The sequence below is a fragment of the Sedimentisphaera salicampi genome (assembly GCF_002117005.1).
GTDB lineage: Bacteria > Planctomycetota > Phycisphaerae > Sedimentisphaerales > Sedimentisphaeraceae > Sedimentisphaera > Sedimentisphaera salicampi.
This window is the reverse complement of record NZ_CP021023.1, coordinates 959566-977180: the sequence shown is the minus strand read 5'-3', so window position 1 is coordinate 977180 and position 17615 is coordinate 959566. Positions and strand designations below refer to the sequence as shown.

Annotated in this window: 12 protein-coding genes and 1 rRNA gene; 7 read left to right on the top strand and 6 right to left on the bottom strand. The window is 47.6% G+C overall.

Going from position 1 to position 17615, the window contains the following annotated elements; genetic code table 11:
- Positions 1-12: 12 nt before the first annotated feature.
- From STSP1_RS03610 to STSP1_RS03595, 4 genes are all read left to right on the top strand, one after another.
- A complete protein-coding gene (locus STSP1_RS03610) occupies positions 13-1680 on the top strand; it encodes a ribulokinase (RefSeq protein ID WP_085755037.1) in 1668 nt (555 codons plus the stop codon).
- Positions 1673-2362: an L-ribulose-5-phosphate 4-epimerase gene (locus tag STSP1_RS03605; protein ID WP_085755036.1), complete on the top strand. Its 690-nt coding sequence runs from the start codon at positions 1673-1675 to the stop codon at positions 2360-2362. The genes STSP1_RS03610 and STSP1_RS03605 overlap by 8 nt, the downstream gene beginning before the upstream one ends.
- Before the next feature lie 192 nt (positions 2363-2554).
- Positions 2555-3310, top strand: a complete 756-nt coding sequence (locus STSP1_RS03600; protein WP_085755035.1) for a hypothetical protein — start codon at positions 2555-2557, stop codon at positions 3308-3310.
- 351 nt (positions 3311-3661) lie between these two features.
- A complete protein-coding gene (locus STSP1_RS03595) occupies positions 3662-5470 on the top strand; it encodes a phosphoenolpyruvate carboxykinase (GTP) (protein WP_085756656.1) in 1809 nt (602 codons plus the stop codon).
- 280 nt (positions 5471-5750) lie between these two features.
- Here STSP1_RS03595 and STSP1_RS03590 read toward each other — a convergent pair.
- Positions 5751-7288 (bottom strand): 16S ribosomal RNA (locus STSP1_RS03590).
- Positions 7289-7679: 391 nt separating this feature from the next.
- On the opposite strand from STSP1_RS03590, the gene STSP1_RS03585 reads away from it, so the two are divergent.
- Positions 7680-9164 (top strand): CRTAC1 family protein, encoded by a 1485-nt coding sequence (locus STSP1_RS03585; RefSeq protein ID WP_085755034.1) that lies wholly within the window; start codon positions 7680-7682, stop codon positions 9162-9164.
- Positions 9165-9225: 61 nt separating this feature from the next.
- On the opposite strand, the gene dnaK is transcribed toward STSP1_RS03585, so the two are convergent.
- From dnaK to STSP1_RS03560, 5 genes are all read right to left on the bottom strand, one after another.
- Positions 9226-11157: a molecular chaperone DnaK gene (dnaK, locus tag STSP1_RS03580; RefSeq protein ID WP_085755033.1), complete on the bottom strand. Its 1932-nt coding sequence runs from the start codon at positions 11155-11157 to the stop codon at positions 9226-9228.
- A gap of 325 nt (positions 11158-11482) precedes the next feature.
- Positions 11483-12955: an NADPH-dependent glutamate synthase gene (gltA, locus tag STSP1_RS03575; RefSeq protein ID WP_085755032.1), complete on the bottom strand. Its 1473-nt coding sequence runs from the start codon at positions 12953-12955 to the stop codon at positions 11483-11485.
- On the bottom strand, positions 12955-13797 hold the full coding sequence (locus STSP1_RS03570; RefSeq protein ID WP_085755031.1) for a sulfide/dihydroorotate dehydrogenase-like FAD/NAD-binding protein: 843 nt from the start codon (positions 13795-13797) through the stop codon (positions 12955-12957). The genes gltA and STSP1_RS03570 overlap by 1 nt, the downstream gene beginning before the upstream one ends.
- Before the next feature lie 93 nt (positions 13798-13890).
- Positions 13891-14496: an ATP-dependent Clp protease proteolytic subunit gene (locus tag STSP1_RS03565; RefSeq protein ID WP_085755030.1), complete on the bottom strand. Its 606-nt coding sequence runs from the start codon at positions 14494-14496 to the stop codon at positions 13891-13893.
- A 48-nt stretch (positions 14497-14544) separates the two neighbouring features.
- Positions 14545-15153 (bottom strand): ClpP family protease, encoded by a 609-nt coding sequence (locus STSP1_RS03560; protein ID WP_204845031.1) that lies wholly within the window; start codon positions 15151-15153, stop codon positions 14545-14547.
- A 228-nt stretch (positions 15154-15381) separates the two neighbouring features.
- Between STSP1_RS03560 and STSP1_RS03555 the strand changes: the two genes are divergently transcribed.
- The gene (locus STSP1_RS03555; RefSeq protein WP_085755029.1) at positions 15382-15894 is read left to right on the top strand and encodes a sigma-70 family RNA polymerase sigma factor; all 513 of its coding nucleotides are present in this window, start codon (positions 15382-15384) and stop codon (positions 15892-15894) included.
- Positions 15895-17610, top strand: coding sequence for a FecR family protein (locus STSP1_RS03550; RefSeq protein WP_085755028.1), 1716 nt, complete (start codon positions 15895-15897; stop codon positions 17608-17610). It begins immediately after the preceding gene.
- Positions 17611-17615 lie beyond the last annotated feature (5 nt).

Here is a 17615-nt window from a genome sequence, read left to right as displayed (position 1 = left end):
AGAGGTTAATGTATGGCTTACACAATAGGACTGGACTTCGGTTCAAATTCAGTAAGAAGCGTTATCGTTGATACAGCGGACGGAAGGGAGCTCAGCTCAAGCGTTTGGGTGTATGAATCTGGCGAAGAGGGGATTCTTCTGGACCCCTCAGACCATAATCTTGCCCGTCAGAACCCTGCTGATTACCTAAAGGGTACTGAAATAACGATAAAAGATGCGATTAAGCAGGCAAAGCAGGATCCGGATTTCTCGCCTGATAAGATTGTCGGAATCGGCGTTGATACTACCGGCTCTACACCGATGCCCGTTGATGCAAATAACTGCGCCCTGAATGAAGATTCCAAATTCAAAGACAATCTAAACGCCTATGCTTGGCTCTGGAAAGACCACACCTCCCACAAGGAAGCGGAGAAAATCACCCAGACAGCAAGGCAGGATTTCCCTGAGTATCTCGCCAAATGCGGCGGTACATACTCTTCCGAGTGGTTCTTCAGCAAGGTTTGGCACTGCCTCAACACAGACCCTGGGGTATATAATGCAGCAGAGAGCTGGGTGGAAATCTGCGACTGGATCCCCGCAGTCCTTTGCGGAATAACAAACCCGAAGGATATCGTGAGAAGCAGATGCGCAGCAGGGCATAAGGCGATGTTCAGCCCGCAGTGGGGCGGTTTGCCGGCAAAGGAATTCTTCCAGAAGCTCTCTCCAGAGCTCGCCGGCCTGCGTGATAAGCTATACAGCGAAACCTTTACAAACGATAAGCTCGCCGGCAAACTCAGCGGTCAATGGGCTCAAAAGCTCGGCCTAAATCAGGGCACAGCTGTATGCGTCGGGGCGTTTGATGCGCATTACGGAGCCATCGGCAGCGGCATTAGGCCCGGGACTATGGTGAAAATTATGGGCACAAGCACCTGTGATGTGATTGTCTGGCCGAGCGATAAGCCTCTGGAAGATATCCAGGGAATCTGCGGGATTGTAGAGGGCTCTGTTCTGCCAGACTGCTACGGCATCGAGGCAGGGCAGTCTGCTGTGGGCGATATCCTGAACTGGTATGTCAATTATCTCAAGCCAGAGGGCGATAAATGCTCTCATCAGGCTCTAACAGAAAAAGCCGCAAAGCTCAAAACCGGCGAAACAGGCCTTCTCGCTCTCGACTGGAACAACGGCAACAGAACCATCCTCGTTGACCAGCGCCTTACCGGACTGATTATGGGGCAAACCCTCCAGACAAAGCCCGAAGAGATATATCGCGCATTGATTGAAGCCACTGCCTTTGGTGCTCTTCGAATTATCAACCGCATAGAAGAATACGGCGTGAAGATCGAAAATCTCATCTGCTGCGGCGGGATTGCTGAGAAAAACCCCGTGTTTATGCAGATTTACGCCGATGTATTGGGTCGCGAGCTGAAAGTATCCAGCTCCAGCCAAACCTGCGCATTAGGCGCAGCGATGGGGGCGGCAGTTGCAGCGGGCGAATACGCCGATTTTGATAAGGCCGCAAACGCCATGACAGGCGTTAGAGATAAGGTTTACAAGCCGGACGCTGAAAGCGGCAAGGTTTATCAGAAGCTCTACGGGCTCTACTGCCAAATTCACGATCAGTTTGGAATCGGGCAGGGCGGCGATCTTGGAAACGTAATGAAAGATCTTCTCGAGATAAAGGAGCAGGCAGCCAATGCTTGAAGAACTCAAAAAGGAAGTTTGCAGGGCCAATCTCGAGCTCTCGGAGAGCGGGCTTGTAATACTCAGCTGGGGGAATGTGAGCGGGATAGACCGCAGCAAAGGCATATTCGCCATAAAGCCCAGCGGCATTGACTATGCGAAGCTAAAGCCTGAGGACATTGTGCTTGTCAGCCTTGAAGGCGAGAAGGTGGAAGGGGATATGAAGCCCTCCTCAGATACGCCCACCCACCTTGAGCTCTACAGGCAGTGGAGCGGGATTGGCGGGGTATGCCATACCCATTCGCCCTGCGCAACTGCCTTCGCTCAGGCGAAAAGAGAGCTGCCGTGCCTCGGGACAACCCATGCCGATAATTTCTACGGCACTGTCCCTGTTACAAGGCAGATGGCCATAGAGGAAATCGAAACCGAATACGAGCTGAATACGGGGAAAGTGATTTGCGAGCGGTTCAAGGGTATCGACCCTGAAACAATCCCCGCCGTTTTCTGCGCAGGCCACGGGCCTTTCACTTGGGGCAAAGATGCAGGGGAATCTGTGAAGAATGCGATAGTTCTTGAGATGGCCTGCAAGATGGGCTTAGACACCCTCTCACTTGCCGGAAAGATGGAGGCGATTCCTCAAACACTGCTCGATAAGCATTACCTAAGAAAACACGGGAAAGGCGCATATTACGGGCAAAATTAAGATATACTTAATTTCTCTTTATAAAGTGAATATGGTTAGAAAAGGGCTGTTGGGATGTTTTTCCGGCAGCCTTTTTTTTATTATACAAGTCCGAAAAACTGAAAAAGATTTTGGTAATTTTAAGAATTATGCTATATTGAAACTTCAGTGAATCAAACTTATAAGATGGAAAATTTTTAAGAGAGTTTTGAAATGAAGAAAACAAGGGCTTTTCTGGTTATAATTTCTGCGGCAGTTTTTATTTCCGGAACCTCTGCCTTGGCAGAAGAATTTGGCGGAATTGAGTTTCCAAACGGCGAGCTTAGCTTTGCAGATGAGGTTATAACATACGCCCCGCTTCACTCCGGCGGCCCCGCACCAACAACCGCTGAAAACCCGCAGAAGGCTCTCGGAACGCCTGATTATTCTTCCAGCTCTGATTCTTACGTAACTTTGGGAAGAGGCGGGCTGATAGAGCTCAAGTTCGTTGACAATTTCCTCATAAACGACGGCACTCAAGAAGCCGACCTGCATATCTTTGAGATCGGGCCGGATGTCGAAGATACACTCGTTGCCGTGCGTCCCACGCAGGAGACTATTGCACTGCTTGCAGGAGAAGACTACGACAGCAACGACGACGGCTTCTATGAAATCGGCAAGGTTTCCGGCAGCACTTCATCAATAGACATTGATGCTTTTTTCGCCGGCCATACCTCAGGTGAGCTTGTGTTTGATGCTGTGCAGCTGATTGACGATTACAACGAAGGCAATACATCTGGCGCAACAGTTGGAGCGGATATTGACGCTGTTGGAGCGATTGGTTCGGTGAGAAGCTGCGATTACGCTCTGGAGGGCGATATCAATATGGACTGCAAGGTCGATCTTTCTGATTTTGCAATTATGGCGAAAAACTGGCTTATCAACTGTGAACAAAATCCGTCCGACCCCGCATGCGAGCCTCTGGATTAAAGCTGGCTGGAGCCGCAGCCATCCTCTGACTTCGCAATTGAATTAATACTTTATTTTGCTGAAAACTTTAAGCCCTAAGGGGCTTTTTAGAAATGTTTTTTCGTGCAGCAGAACGTATTCACTGTCCATCACTCTCTTTAAGTCATAATCAAAAATCGTATGCCGCAGGGTTGGTATTTGTGAAATTTTCGCCTTCGGAAATATATTGTTTGACAACCCCTTTTCGTTTCTTATAATCCTCGAACGGTTAATTCCGATGCGGTATCGGTGTGTCTTGAAAAACAGTTTAGCAATTTCTTTACAAAAGGATTTCTACTTATGGAAAAACCCCTTGAATATCTTAAGGGTTGTATGAAGCCGGATCAGTATGAGAAGCTGGCGGCTTTGAACAACTCAAAATTAAATGAGTTCATCGCAGACTCAGTCCAGCTTTGTACACCGGATGATGTACATCTCTGCGACGGCTCAAAAAACGAATATGATACAACTATGGCAGCAATGGTTGAAGAAGGTCTTGCAACAGACCTGAAAGCACGCGAAAACTGCTTCCACTTCCGTTCAGACCCGTCAGACGTTGCACGTGTTGAAGGACGTACATACATCGCCTGCGAAAATGAATCTGATGCAGGCCCGACCAACAACTGGATCCACCCGGACGAGCTCAAAGGTACAATGAGAGACCTCTACAACGGCTGCATGAAAGGCCGTACTCTCTTTGTAATCCCGTTCTCTATGGGGCCGATCGGCTCTCCGATTTCTAAGATCGGCTTCGAAATCACAGACAGCGGCTACGTTGTATGCAATATGCACATTATGACAAGAGTTGGCGATGAGGTTCTCGAAACCCTCGGTCAGGGCGATTTTATCCCCTGCCTGCACTCTGTTGGCAAGCCGCTTGCTGAAGGCGAAAGCGATAACGGACAGTGGCCATGCGCTCCTGTTGACAAGAAATACATCTCGCACTTCACCGAAGAACAGAAGATCTGGTCTTTCGGCTCAGGTTACGGCGGAAACGCACTTCTCGGTAAGAAATGCCTCGCTTTGAGGATTGCCTCAGTTATGGCTAAGAAAGAAGGCTGGATGGCAGAGCATATGCTTATCCTCCGCCTTACCAACCCTGAAGGCAAGAAGTTCCATATCGCAGCTGCGTTCCCAAGTGCATGCGGAAAGACAAACCTCGCTATGCTTGAATCTACAGTAGAAGGCTGGAAGGTTGAATGCGTGGGTGATGATATTGCATGGATGAAGATGGAAGATAACGGCCAGCTTCGCGCAATCAATCCTGAGTCAGGTTTCTTCGGCGTAGCCCCCGGAACTAACAGCAAAACAAACCCGATGGCTGTTAAGTCTTGCGAAAAGAATTCAATCTTCACCAACTGCGTTGTTACAGACGACGGCGATGTATGGTGGGAAGACGGCGACGGCGAATGCAAGCACGGCATCGACTGGAAAGGCAGAGAATGGACACCTGATTCAGGCGAGAAGGGTGCTCACCCGAACGCACGTTTCACAGCTCCTGCTGCTCAGTGCCCCACAATCTGCCCAGACTGGGAAGACCCTGCAGGCGTTCCTATCGATATCTTTATCTTTGGAGGCCGCAGAAGCGAGCTTGTGCCGCTGGTTACCGAAGCCATGGACTGGGATCACGGTGTTTACATGGGTGCTACAGCAGCATCTGAGAAAACTGCCGCTGCTCTCGATTCAGGCGTGGCTATCCGCCGCGACCCATTCGCTATGCTTCCGTTCTGTGCATACCACATGGCAGACTACTGGCAGCACTGGTTCGATATGGGCGATAAGCTCGGCAACAAGGCTCCGAAGATCTTTTACGTGAACTGGTTCCAAAAGAACGAAAAGGGCAAATTCATCTGGCCTGGATTCGGCGAAAACAGCCGTGTTCTCAAGTGGATGTGTGAGCGTGTTGACGGCAAGGCCGGCGCTTACGATACTGCTATCGGCAAGATGCCTAAGAAGGAAGACCTCGATCTTGACGGCATAGACCTCACTGATGAAGAGATGGATAAGATCCTCAGTGTAGATACCGAAGGCTGGAAGAAAGAGCTTCCTATCGTTAGAGAGTTCTTTGAAACAATGGGCGATAAACTCCCTGACCGTATGGTTGCTCAGGTTGACCGCCTTGAAGAGCGCCTCGGCAAGTAATCTTCTAAAAAGCTTACAAATAATAAAGGTCGGTTCTTAATTGAGCCGGCCTTTTTTAACGGAAAATTATAAAATTCTCTAATCAGCCTCTTGATTTTTTATACGTCTTACCGGCAATTATATCATATTTCTTCAGAAATCAAAAAAAGCCCGATGCTGTTAAGCACCGAGCTTCTAAATTCTTATCAGGGCACTGAATCGTTAAGGAGTCTGACGTAAAAGGCTAAGCAGCTAAACTTTCGGCATAATTGCCGTACTGCTTAGTTTTTTCATCCCTTAGAAAGGAGGTGATCCAGCCGCAGGTTCCCCTACGGCTACCTTGTTACGACTTAGTCCCAGTTACCGAGTTCACCGTAGGCAGCCGTCTCTCCGAAGAGTTGACAAGCCGACTTCGGGTGCTCCCGATTTCCATGACTTGACGGGCGGTGTGTACAAGGCTCAGGAACATATTCACCGCGTCATTGCTGATACGCGATTACTAGCGATTCCAACTTCATGTTCTCGAGTTGCCAGAGAACAATCCGAACTGAGGCAGACTTTGTGCGATTTGCTCAACCTCACGGTTTTGCGTCGATCTGTATCTACCATTGTAGCACGTGTGAAGCCCTGGGCATAAAGGCCATGAGGACTTGACGTCATCCCCGCCTTCCTCCGGTTTAACACCGGCAGTCCCGTTAGAGTCCCCAGCTTAACCTGCTGGCAACTAACGGCAAGGGTTTCGCTCGTTCAAGGACTTAACCCAACATCTCACGACACGAGCTGACGACAGCCATGCAGCACCTGTGTAAGTTTCACTCTCCGAAGAGAGCAGCCAGACTCTGTTTCCAGAAAGGCATACAAACATGTCAAACCCAGGTAAGGTTCTGCGCGTTGCTTCGAATTAATCCACATGCTCCACCGCTTGTGTGAGCCCCCGTCAATTCCTTTGAGTTTTAGCCTTGCGACCGTACTCCCCAGGCGGTGCACTTAACACTTTTGCTACGCCCGTGATAATGTCAGAATTACCACGAACCAGTGCACATCGTTTACGGCATGGACTACCGGGGTATCTAATCCCGTTCGCTACCCATGCTTTCGTACCTCAGCGTCAGGTCATACCCAGCGGGCCGTTTTCACCTCTGGCGTTCCTCTTCATATCTACGCATTCCACCGCTCCACGAAGAGTTCCACCCGCCCCTGTATGCCTCAAGTTTTCCAGTTCGCCCCCCAATTCCCCGGTTGAGCCGGGGGATTTCAGAGAACGCTTAAAAAACCGCCTGCGTACGCTTTAAGCCCAGTGATTCCGAACAACGCTTGCCACCTTCGTATTACCGCGGCTGCTGGCACGAAGTTAGCCGTGACTTCCTTTAGAGTAGTTCTGCTTGCGCTTACTTGCTCTTGACAGCAGTTTACACCCCGAGGGGCTTCTTCCTGCACGCGGCGTCGCTGGGTCAATCTTTCGATCATTGCCCAAGATTCGTTACTGCAGCCCTCCGTGGAGGTCCGGGCAGTGTCTCAGTCCCGATATGGCGGACCAACCTCTCAGTCCCGCTACCCGTCGTTGCCTTGGTGAGCCGTTACCTCACCAACTAACTGATAGGGAATAGGCCGCTCCGATGCCGATAAATCTTTGATTGCCAGCCCTGCAGCTCGCAATATTATCAGGTATTACCGCCCCTTTCGGTAGAGAGCAAGCTCTCGACGCTATACCTGTGCATCGGGTACGTTACCTATCCGTTACTCATCCTTTCGCCACTAGCCATGAAAGGCTCGTGCGACTTGCATGTCTTAACCACGCCGCCAGCGTTCGTTCTGAGCCAGGATCAAACTCTTCAATTTAAATCCTTATCTCATCAATCTCACTGTAAAAGCGATTTTGTGTGATTTTATTTTTTACGGATGCTTCACACTCCAGTTTCTCGCAAGGAGTATGATTTATAACACACCTGTGTTATTATTTTCTGCCTCCAAATATCCAGTGCGAGCCGAATATCAGGGGCACTCCTAACGATTCTGGTCTGTACCCTGTTAAGTTTTTAATGAGCTCCTCGAAAGCTTTCGCTGACAAGGAACGTGGAATTCTATAGAATTGATGGGCCAAGTCAAACCAATTCTAAACAAAATTATGAAAAGATTAAAATTTTTATGTTCTCTTGTTTGTTAAGAGCTAAAATACAGCTTTTCGGCGAAAAATTGATAAAACTGATTTTACTCTGTTAAGGGCTTATAATTGAAGAGAAATGCTGCTGTTATCATACTTGCGGTTTCTGCGGTGTTTGCGGAAAGCAGATTCGCAGATAAAACTTCTCAGCTGGGTTTGAAGCTTAGTAAGGGGTCGGTTTCCTGCGTTGACTACAATCGCGACGGCTGGGCAGATTTATACTGCAATGGAACACTTTGGAAAAACAATCAGGGCAAAGGTTTTGAGAAAGTTTTTCAAAGCAGAGGCAGGGCAGTATTTTCAGATTTCAACAACGACGGCTTCCCTGATATGTTCGTTTACAATAAACAAAGACTGCTGATAAATCAGGGAGGGCAAGCTTTCAAAGAGACCGAATTTCCTGATCTCCCGATTGGTTCAAGCCTTTCCGCCTGCTGCGCTGATTTCAATTCAGACGGGTTCACAGATATTTACATTGCAGGCTATGAGAATAGGAAGAAAGGGCTGACATACCCCGATGCTCTTATACTGAATCGAAAGGACAAGGGGTGGGAAAAGGTCTGGCAGGTGAAGAAGTACAGGGCTAGGGGGGCAGCAGCCTGCGACTTTGACAGAGATTCGGATGCCGACGTTTATGTGTCGAATTACAGGCTTCAGCCGAATCTGCTTTGGGTTAATAACGGCAGCGGAGAATTTGAGAACAAGGCGGAATTGTACAACGCGCAGGCCGGCAGCGGGGAATTTAATGGCGGGCATTCCATAGGGGCAGTTTGGGCGGATTTTGATAACGACGGCTTTTTTGACATCTTCGCGGGCAATTTTGCCCATAAAGATTCGCGAGGAACGCAGCCCGAGTCGGTTTTTTTGAGGAACAAAGGCTCCCATGCGGATTACATATTCGAGGATATGGGGCAGTGCGGCCTGCATTATCAGGAATCTTACGCTTCTCCGGCAGCTGGTGATTACGATAACGACGGGGACGTTGATTTGTTTTTCACAACTGTTTATAAAACTGCTTCATTCGGCAAGAAGAATCATCCGGTTCTTTACAGAAATGAGGGCAGCTGGCAATTCACAAATGTTACCCAACAGGCTGGGCTTTCCGGGCTCAGCCCGACATATCAGGCAGCTTGGGCTGATTTCAACAATGACGGCTTTATTGATCTGGTAACGGATCGCAAGGTTTTCATCAATCAGGGCAATGGAAATTCTTGGCTCAAGGTTCAGCTGGTTGGTGATGGTGAGCGGATAGATAAAGATGCAGCAGGCAGTCAGGTTTTTATTCAGAATGGGCAAAGCCTTTTAGTTCGGCAGGTGGAAATCGGAACTGGGCAGGGCAATCAAAACCAGAAGACGCTTCATTTCGGGTTGGGCAAAAGGCAGAAAGATGTGGTTCTCAAAGTACGCTGGCTGAATGGAGCTGAGCAGGAAGTTAGTCAAGTTTCTGTGAACAGTTCAGTTAAAGTTACCTTCAATCCAACCTCTGAAAAGAGCATTACAGACGTGAATTCTGCATACAGAGTCCCTGCAGACAGCTCGCTTGTGGGCAAATAAAAAAGGGCTGCTTCTCAAATTAGAAACAGCCCTAAAGAAATTGTCTCAATACTGAAAGCTTTTATTCATTACTCTCAAATTCAGCATCTATAACGTCATCGTCCTTTTTCTTCTTAGAATCGTCGGCTGCCTGCTGGTCGGTTTCTCCGCCGGCCTGCTGCTGGCCGCCTTCAGCCTGCTGATTTTGAGCTGCTTCTTCATAAAGTACTTTTCCAAGCTCCTGCGAGGCTTCGCTGAGCTTTTCTATAGCTTTCTGTATGGCGTCTTTGTCGTCGCTTTTCTGGGCTTCCTTGAGGTTGTTAAGAGCGCTTTCTATATTGCTCTTTGCCTCAGCGGAAACCTTGTCTCCGTGTTCCTTGAGCGTTTTTTCTGTTGAGTAAACAAGCTGGTCTGCCTGATTCTTCACCTCAATCAGTTCTTTGCGCTTCTTGTCTTCCTCAGCGTGCTCCTCGGCGTCTTTCTTCATCTTTTCAACTTCTTCTTCTGTAAGTCCGGAGCTGCTCTTGATCTCGATAGACTGCTCCTTGCCGGTAGCAGTGTCCTTTGCGCTTACGTGAAGAATCCCGTTCGCATCAATATCAAAAGACACCTCAATCTGAGGCACGCCTCTTGGAGCAGGCGGAATATCGCTGAGCTGGAATCTGCCAAGGGTCCTGTTGTCTTTGGCGAATTCACGCTCGCCCTGAAGAACGTGAACGTCCACAGCAGTCTGATTATCCGCTGCTGTTGAGAACACTTCCTTCTTGCTGGTCGGTATTGTGGTATTCTTCTCTATCAGCTTGGTCATTACGCCGCCGAGGGTCTCGATACCCAGAGACAGCGGTGTAACGTCCAGAAGCAGAATATCCTTAACGCCTTCATCGCCGGACAGGATAGCGCCCTGCACAGCAGCGCCCAGAGATACCACCTCATCAGGGTTGATGCTCTTATTAGGGTCTTTGCCGAATATGCTCTTTGTGATTTCCTGAACCTTCGGAACCCTTGTTGAACCGCCTACCAGCAGAACCTCTGAAATGTCTTTGGATTCAAGGCCGGCATCGCTTAAGGCCTGTTTGCACGGGCCTTTGAGCTTTTCGAATACATCTTCTGCAAGAGCCTCGAATTTGCTTCTTGAAACATTCATCTGAAGGTGCTTAGGCCCTGAAGAGTCTGCGGTGATAAACGGCAGATTGATGTTGGCCTCAAGCTGGCTTGAGAGCTCGCATTTAGCCTTTTCAGCGGCTTCTTTGAGCCTCTGGTGAGCCATTGGGTCTTCTCTTAGGTCTATCCCGTTATTCTTGCGGAATTCATCTGCAAGATGGTTCATCAGCACTTCATCTAGATCGTCGCCGCCGAGGTGGCCGTCGCCGTTTGTGCTGAGAACTTCTACAACGTTTTCTCCGATATCGAGGATTGATATATCGAAAGTACCGCCGCCGAAGTCGAATACTGCTATTTTTTCGTCTTTCTTCTTCTCAAGCCCGTATGCAAGTGCAGCTGCAGTAGGTTCGTTGATAATCCTTTCAACTTTCAGCCCTGCAATCTTGCCTGCATCTTTAGTTGCCTGCCTCTGAGAATCATTGAAGTATGCAGGCACGGTAATTACTGCCTGTTCTACAGTTTCGCCAAGGTAGTCTTCAGCTGTTTTCTTAAGGTCTTGAAGAATCATCGCTGATATCTCTGGCGGGGTGTATTCTTTTCCGCCGGCATGTATCTTTACAAGCTCCTCGGTTCCGCCGCTTACCTTGTAAGGAACGGTTTTCTCTTCCGAACTCACTTCGCCGTGCTTGCGGCCCATAAACCGCTTTACTGAGAATACAGTATTTTCAGGGTTCGTAACCTGCTGGTGTCTTGCTGTTTGGCCTACAAGCCTTTCACCCTTGTCTGTGAAACCCACAACAGACGGGGTAAGCCTTGAACCTGAAGAGTTTACAAGAACCTTCGGGTTAGACCCTTCCATTAGAGCTACAACCGAGTTGGTTGTACCAAGATCTATTCCTATAACTTTGCCCATTTTAAAACTCCCATTATCAAAGTTTAAATTTCAAAATTCGTTCGCTTAGCAACTAAGCAATCCCCGTGCCACAAGCTTTTTAAGTCTTTGAGAGAGGGAAATAAAGCTTTCAGCGGTGATATAACCTTTTCAAGGTGTCAATCTGACAGTTTGGCAAGGCTTGTGTCAGAATAGTGTGAATGCCCGATTCTGCTTGTCTGTGTTTTGGGGAGTTTAATGGACATATAAAGAGCTGTCTCTCGGTTTTTTGTTTAAAAAATATAAAAAACTGCCCCCAGTAATATTAGAGACAGTTTGAGTTTATTTTGGTAAATCGAGTTTTAAGTCAGCTTTTTTCGGCCAGATAATCGTTAATTGCTTTCGCTGCTGTTCTTCCATGCCCCATAGCAAGGATTACAGTAGCAGCGCCAAGGGCTGCGTCTCCGCCCGCATACACTCCGGGCAGGTTCGTTTCGCAGTTCTCGCCGATATTTATATTGCCCCATTTGTTGTATTCAAGCTCAGGGGTTGCTCTTCTCAGCAGGGGATTGGCTTTGTTTCCGATAGCCACAATTACTGTGTCGATCTCGAATTCTTCTTCCGAGCCTTCAATCGGAACAGGCCGTCTTCTTCCTGAATCATCCGGCTCGCCCAGCTCAAAGCTCTGGCATACCATAGATTTAACCCAGCCCTCTTCGTCGCCTTTGTATTCTATCGGGCTTTTCAGGATATTCACCTCAACGCCTTCTTCTTTGGCGTGGTGGATTTCCTCAATACGTGCGGGCATCTCTTTTTCTGTACGTCTGTAAATAAGCTTTACGCTCTCAGCACCGAGCCGCAGGGCGGTTCTTGCCGCATCCATCGCAACATTCCCGCCCCCAATCACAGCTACCTTTCCGCCCCTGATTATCGGCGTGTCAGATTCACTGCCGAATTTGTAGGCGTTCATAAGGTTGGCTCGTGTGAGGTATTCATTGGCGCTGTAAACGCCGATAAGGTTCTCGCCCGGTATATTCATAAATCGGGGCAGCCCAGCCCCCACAGCCAGAAACATTGCATCGTAGCCGTCTTCATTCATAAGCTGGCTGATTGAGCGTGTTTTTCCGATAATAAAATTGCACATTATCTCAACGTCCATTTGCTTGAGCGTTTCGATCTCCTTTGCTACAAGCTCCTTGGGCAGCCTGAATTCCGGAATCCCGTACATAAGCACGCCGCCGGGTTTGTGGAAGGCTTCGAATACAGTAACCTTATGCCCTGCTCTTCTGCAGTCCGCAGCGGCTACAAGCCCGCCTGGACCTGAGCCGACTATCGCTACCTTTTTCCCTGTATCTTCTGCCACTTTCGGCGATTCGGACTGCTCAGCGCAGCGGTCTGCCACGTATCTCTCGAGCCTTCCAATAGACACTGCCTTCATTGGATCTTTCATAACCTTCCCAAGCGTGCAGGTTTCCTGACACTGCGTTTCTTGAGGGCATACCCTGCCGCAAACCGCCGGCAGAAGTGAGGTCTGCTTTATCGTATCAAGGGCTTCTGTGAATTTACCGTCTGCTATCTGTTTTACGAAGCTTCTAATATCAATCTGTACAGGGCAGCCTTCAATGCAGGGTGCGTTTTTGCAGTCAAGGCATCGCATAGCCTCAATTCTCGCCTGCTCCTCGGTGTAGCCAAGTGCAACTTCATTTATGTTGCTTCGCCTTTCATTCGGATCCTGCTCGGGCATTGGCTGCTGAGGAATCTTCATTCGCTCTTTGTTTGTAAGCTCGCCGGCAGCTTCCTTCTCCATCAGCTCTTTGAGAAGTTCCATATTGCTTTTCATTACAGTTTGCCCTCCAGCTTGCAGTTATGCTCAGCAGCGGCCTGCTGCTCGTATTTCTTGTAAGACCCGAGCCTCTTGATGAGCTGGTCGAAATCAACCTTGTGTCCGTCGAATTCCGGCCCGTCAACGCAGGTGAATTTTGTTTCTCCGCCAACTTCAACCCGGCAGCCCCCGCACATCCCTGTACCGTCAACCATTATGCTGTTAAGCGATACTATCGTAGGAATGTCATACTTTTTCGTGGTCTGGCAGCAGAATTTCATCATTATCGCCGGACCTATAGCAACGCAAAGGTCGATCTCCCCCTTTGAGCATAGCTCGCCAAGCGGTTCAGTTACCAGTGCCTTTCTGCCATAGGAACCGTCGTCTGTTACTGTGATAATTTCATCGCTTATTTCTTTGAACTGCTCTTCCAGGATAAGAAGTTCCTTGTTTCTAGCCCCTAAAATGGAGATTACCTCATTGCCGGCCTGTTTCAATGCCTTTACTATCGGGTAAAGCGGGGCGTTTCCGATTCCGCCTCCTACGCAGACTACTTTTCCGTATTTTTCAATGTCAGTGGGATTGCCAAGCGGCCCGGCCACTGCATCAAAGCTGTCTCCCACATTCAGAGATGCGAATTCGATAGTTGATTTCCCAACCGCCTGAAATATTACTGTTATCGTGCCTTTATCCAGATCAACATCTGCAATTGTGAGCGGTATTCTCTCGCTTCTGTCGTTATCGTAGGCGATTAGTACAAACTGCCCGGGCTCCCTCGCCTCGGCAACATATTTCGCTTCAATTTCCATCCTGTAAACATTTTCGCTCAATTTTTCCTTGTCAACAATCCTGTGTGCCATATGCAGTTCCTTAAATGTAACTAATTACCAAAAAGAAAAGCAATCTGCTGAAATTGAAACAGATTGCTTTGAGATGTCAAATTCAACCTGCCGTTATTTTGCAGGCTCTTTTTCAAGAATCTTATCCGCAAGCCCGTAATCAATTGATTCCTGCGCTTCGAGCCAGAGGTTGCGGTCGCAGTCTTTTACAACCTGCTCCTCGCTTTTGCCTGTGTGGAATGAGAGGATGTTGTAAAGCCGCTTGCGGAGGCGGATAATCTCCTTCGCCTCTATCTCCAGATCAGTAGCAGGCCCCTGCATTACACCGGAAATAAGCGGCTGATGAAGCAGTATCCTGCTGTTTGGGAGCATACATCTCTTGCCCTCTGTTCCGCCGGCAAAGAGAACCGCCCCCATGCTTGCCGCCTGACCGATGCAGTATGTGGCCACATCGCAGCGGAGAAACCGCATTGTATCATAAACCGCAAGCCCCGCGCTTACCGAACCGCCGGGTGAGTTTATGTAGAAGTGGATGTCTGCTTCGCTGTCTTCGTTGCTCAAAAAAAGAAGCTGAGCTATTACAAGATTCGCTATATTGTCGTCAACTCCTCCGCCGAGAAAGACGATACGGTCTTTCAAAAGACGCGAATAGATATCGTATGCTCTCTCGCCGCGTCCTTCTTTTTCTATTACCATCGGTATTAACTGATTCGATACCATTATTATTCCTTATTAATTGATTTTCAATCTAATCAAAATAGCTGATTGTCATTCCGGCGTTTCAAGCACGTCGTCTATTATGCCGTATTTCTTTGCTTCTTCTGCCGTCATATACTTATCTCTTTCGGTGTCTTCCTGAAGCTGCTCAACGGTTTTGTTCGTATGCTTTGCGAGGATTCCGTTGATTATATTTTTGCTTCTTATAATCTCCTCGGCCTGAATATGCACATCTTCTGCCTGCCCTGTAACTCCGCCCCATGGCTGATGAATCATCACCTTTGCATGCGGCAGTGCAAAGCGTTTTCCTTCAGCTCCTGAGGCGAGGATTATAGCCCCGCCGGACTGAGCCCTTCCGATGCAGTATGTGGAAACAGGCGAGCTGATAAAACGCATCGTATCGTAAATCGCCATCGTGTCGTCAACGCTGCCTCCCGGAGAATTTATGTACATACTTATCTCCGCCCCGGGCTTGTTGTTCTCGAGGTGAAGAAGCTTCATAATCACTTCTGTTGACATTCTGTAATTGATTTCGCCTATCATAAACAGAATTCGATTATCCAGAAGCATCTCGTCGAGAGTCATCTCTCGGGTGCGCTGGTATGGAGGGCTGTACGCTGATGCCCCGAAGAGCATTTTGTCTCTGATTGTTTCGTTCATATATTTGCCTTCTTGTTTTACTCGTTCTTCTTTATAATAATCCGGTTAAAACCTGATTTTTTGCATTATATATACAGCTCTGAATATTTCTATGTTTTTTTACTGTCGTAGCTCATTATATTATCAGGTGGGTCTGTTATAAACAGTCAAAATAAAAATTTCGAAATTTTGCAAAAAAAATGGTCTGAACCGGATAAACAGTTGAAGTGATATTCAGGGGAAAATTTAATGAAACGAAAAACAGAAGACTCTGATACGAAATTATTCTTGAATCTGGTTACCCAAAACCAGAGGCTCGTATTCAGGTACATCCTCTCAATTGTGCCGAACTACTCTGATGCAGAGGATATCTATCAGGATACGGTTACCTCGCTTTGGGAGAAATTCGACAAATTCGAGAGAGACTCCAGCTTCACTGCCTGGGCCTGCGTAACAGCGAAATACAAGGCTCTGCAGTTTATAAGAAAAAGCCGCAAATCGAAACTGGTTTTTGATGATGATATATTGGAGCTGCTCAGCGGCGAGCAGGACAGCCCTGAATTAAAACGAATAAATGGAATACTTAAAGAATGCATAGATCAGCTTCAGTATGGTTTTGCACAATTAATAGAAATGAGATACCAAAAAGGATGGACAGTAAAGAAAATAGCGTCGTTTTATGGAAAAAGCATTCATACGATTTACCGAAGGCTGAACAACATACATCTTGTTTTGCTGAGCTGTATAGAGAGGAAGATGTAAATGTTTAATTCTAAATATGAGAAAAAACAGTTCGGCCTTAAGGTTTTAAAGCTTCTGGAAGGCTGGGCAGGCAGAGATGAATTTGAAGAGGTTCAGGATACGCTAAGAGAAAGCCCTGAGGCCCGAGCTCTGTATAAAAAGTATGTCAATGTTTACAGTACTCTCAAAGAGATAAATATTTCCTCGATACCAAAAATAGATGATGAGCTTGCAGAGAAAATCATTGAGGCAGAAAAACGTGCCCCTGCTATTAGAAAATGCAGGCAGGAGAAAGAAAAGCAGGGCTGCCTTATAGAAGACGTTCACTATGATATCCCAAAAAGGCAGTACAGCAAGTCCTCAGTGATCGCATTTGTACTCTCCGCTGCTGCTATGCTGGCTATCGTATTGATCCTTACCTTTGCAGACAGGACTAATCAGTCTATTAGAGCTGCTGTAGTTGAGGACGCATTAAACGCCCAGTTTTCAGATTCTTCCGTTTCTTTTTCTAGCGGCGATTCAATTTGGGCAAATAACAAGGTATCGCTTTCTGAAGGCTATATCGAACTGAAGACGCCTAACGATGTTTTGATAACAGTAGAAGCGCCTGCAGAGTTTGATTTAAGCAAACAAAGCGACCTTCAGCTCGATTACGGCCGGATTTATGCAAAGGTAGGCGATCAGGGTATCGGGTTTACCGTTCATACCGATAATATGCGTCTTATTGATCTCGGTACGGAGTTCGGGGTATATAAAGACAAAAAGGGCTGGACTGAAGCCCATATGATAAAAGGAAAGGCCGCATTTATAAGCGGAAATTCTTGGCTCAAAAAGGCAAAAAGGGAGCTTACAAAGGGTAAAGCTCTCGGTATTTCAAACGCAAACTCCGATGCTGTAGAGATAAACCCCGACCCCGAGGAGTTTGTCCGGAGCATTAACTCTAAATTCAAGGCAGTATGGAGAGGCCAGGAAACTTTAGACCTTGCCGATATGGTAGGCGGGGGAAACGGCCTTGGGACAGGGAAATACAAAAGCGGTATAGTTACCATCAAAGGGGAATATTCAGATGATATCAAGGAATTTGAGTCCGTTACAACTGAGTATGAAGACTACCTTGCTGTAGATTCTCTGCCCTTTATTGATGGGGTATTTATGCCTGATGGAGGCCGAGGGCCGGTTAAGGTTTCAAGCCAAGGTCATACTTTCAGCGGGCTGCCTGATACTAATGTAAGGTATAGAGTTGGTGTGCTCAATGGTGCTTATCATCCGCGGTCAGGTAAGGTTCTTCCGCATGTTATGACCCTTCAGGGCGTCAAGCAAAGATATCCTGAAACATCTGCTATATATATCCACCCAGAGCAGGGCGTTACCTTCGATCTCGAAAAGATTAGGGGAATTGTGCCGAATTTTCGTATGTCCAGATTCACTGCTAAATTTGGCCTTTCAGACAGCATTTTTAACGATGCTGTATTCGCTGAACCCGAGAAATGGCAGGATAAGTCTGGTTTTAAGTCAATTGTTTGCGATATGCAGGTTCTCGTAGATGGTAAGCTTCGATTTGAGGTTAATAATCAAACACCGGTAGATAAACCTGTGGATTTTGATATCAGATTAAATCCGAAAGACCGTTTCCTCACAATTTGTTCATTTGTGCCAATGGGTAAGGGAGCAGGAAATGCAGGCCTTGCAATGCCTCTTTTTGTAAACCCCAAGCTGCACTTAGATTCCCTTAAATAAATTCG

Coding starts and splice junctions, on each gene's coding strand:
- STSP1_RS03610 (WP_085755037.1), top strand. CDS start 13: ATGGCTTACACAATAGGACTGGACTTCGGTTCAAATTCAGTAAGAAGC.
- STSP1_RS03605 (WP_085755036.1), top strand. CDS start 1,673: ATGCTTGAAGAACTCAAAAAGGAAGTTTGCAGGGCCAATCTCGAGCTC.
- STSP1_RS03600 (WP_085755035.1), top strand. CDS start 2,555: ATGAAGAAAACAAGGGCTTTTCTGGTTATAATTTCTGCGGCAGTTTTT.
- STSP1_RS03595 (WP_085756656.1), top strand. CDS start 3,662: ATGAAGCCGGATCAGTATGAGAAGCTGGCGGCTTTGAACAACTCAAAA.
- dnaK (WP_085755033.1), bottom strand. CDS start 11,157: ATGGGCAAAGTTATAGGAATAGATCTTGGTACAACCAACTCGGTTGTA.
- gltA (WP_085755032.1), bottom strand. CDS start 12,955: ATGAAAAGCAATATGGAACTTCTCAAAGAGCTGATGGAGAAGGAAGCT.
- STSP1_RS03570 (WP_085755031.1), bottom strand. CDS start 13,797: ATGGCACACAGGATTGTTGACAAGGAAAAATTGAGCGAAAATGTTTAC.
- STSP1_RS03565 (WP_085755030.1), bottom strand. CDS start 14,496: ATGGTATCGAATCAGTTAATACCGATGGTAATAGAAAAAGAAGGACGC.
- STSP1_RS03560 (WP_204845031.1), bottom strand. CDS start 15,153: ATGAACGAAACAATCAGAGACAAAATGCTCTTCGGGGCATCAGCGTAC.
- STSP1_RS03555 (WP_085755029.1), top strand. CDS start 15,382: ATGAAACGAAAAACAGAAGACTCTGATACGAAATTATTCTTGAATCTG.
- STSP1_RS03550 (WP_085755028.1), top strand. CDS start 15,895: ATGTTTAATTCTAAATATGAGAAAAAACAGTTCGGCCTTAAGGTTTTA.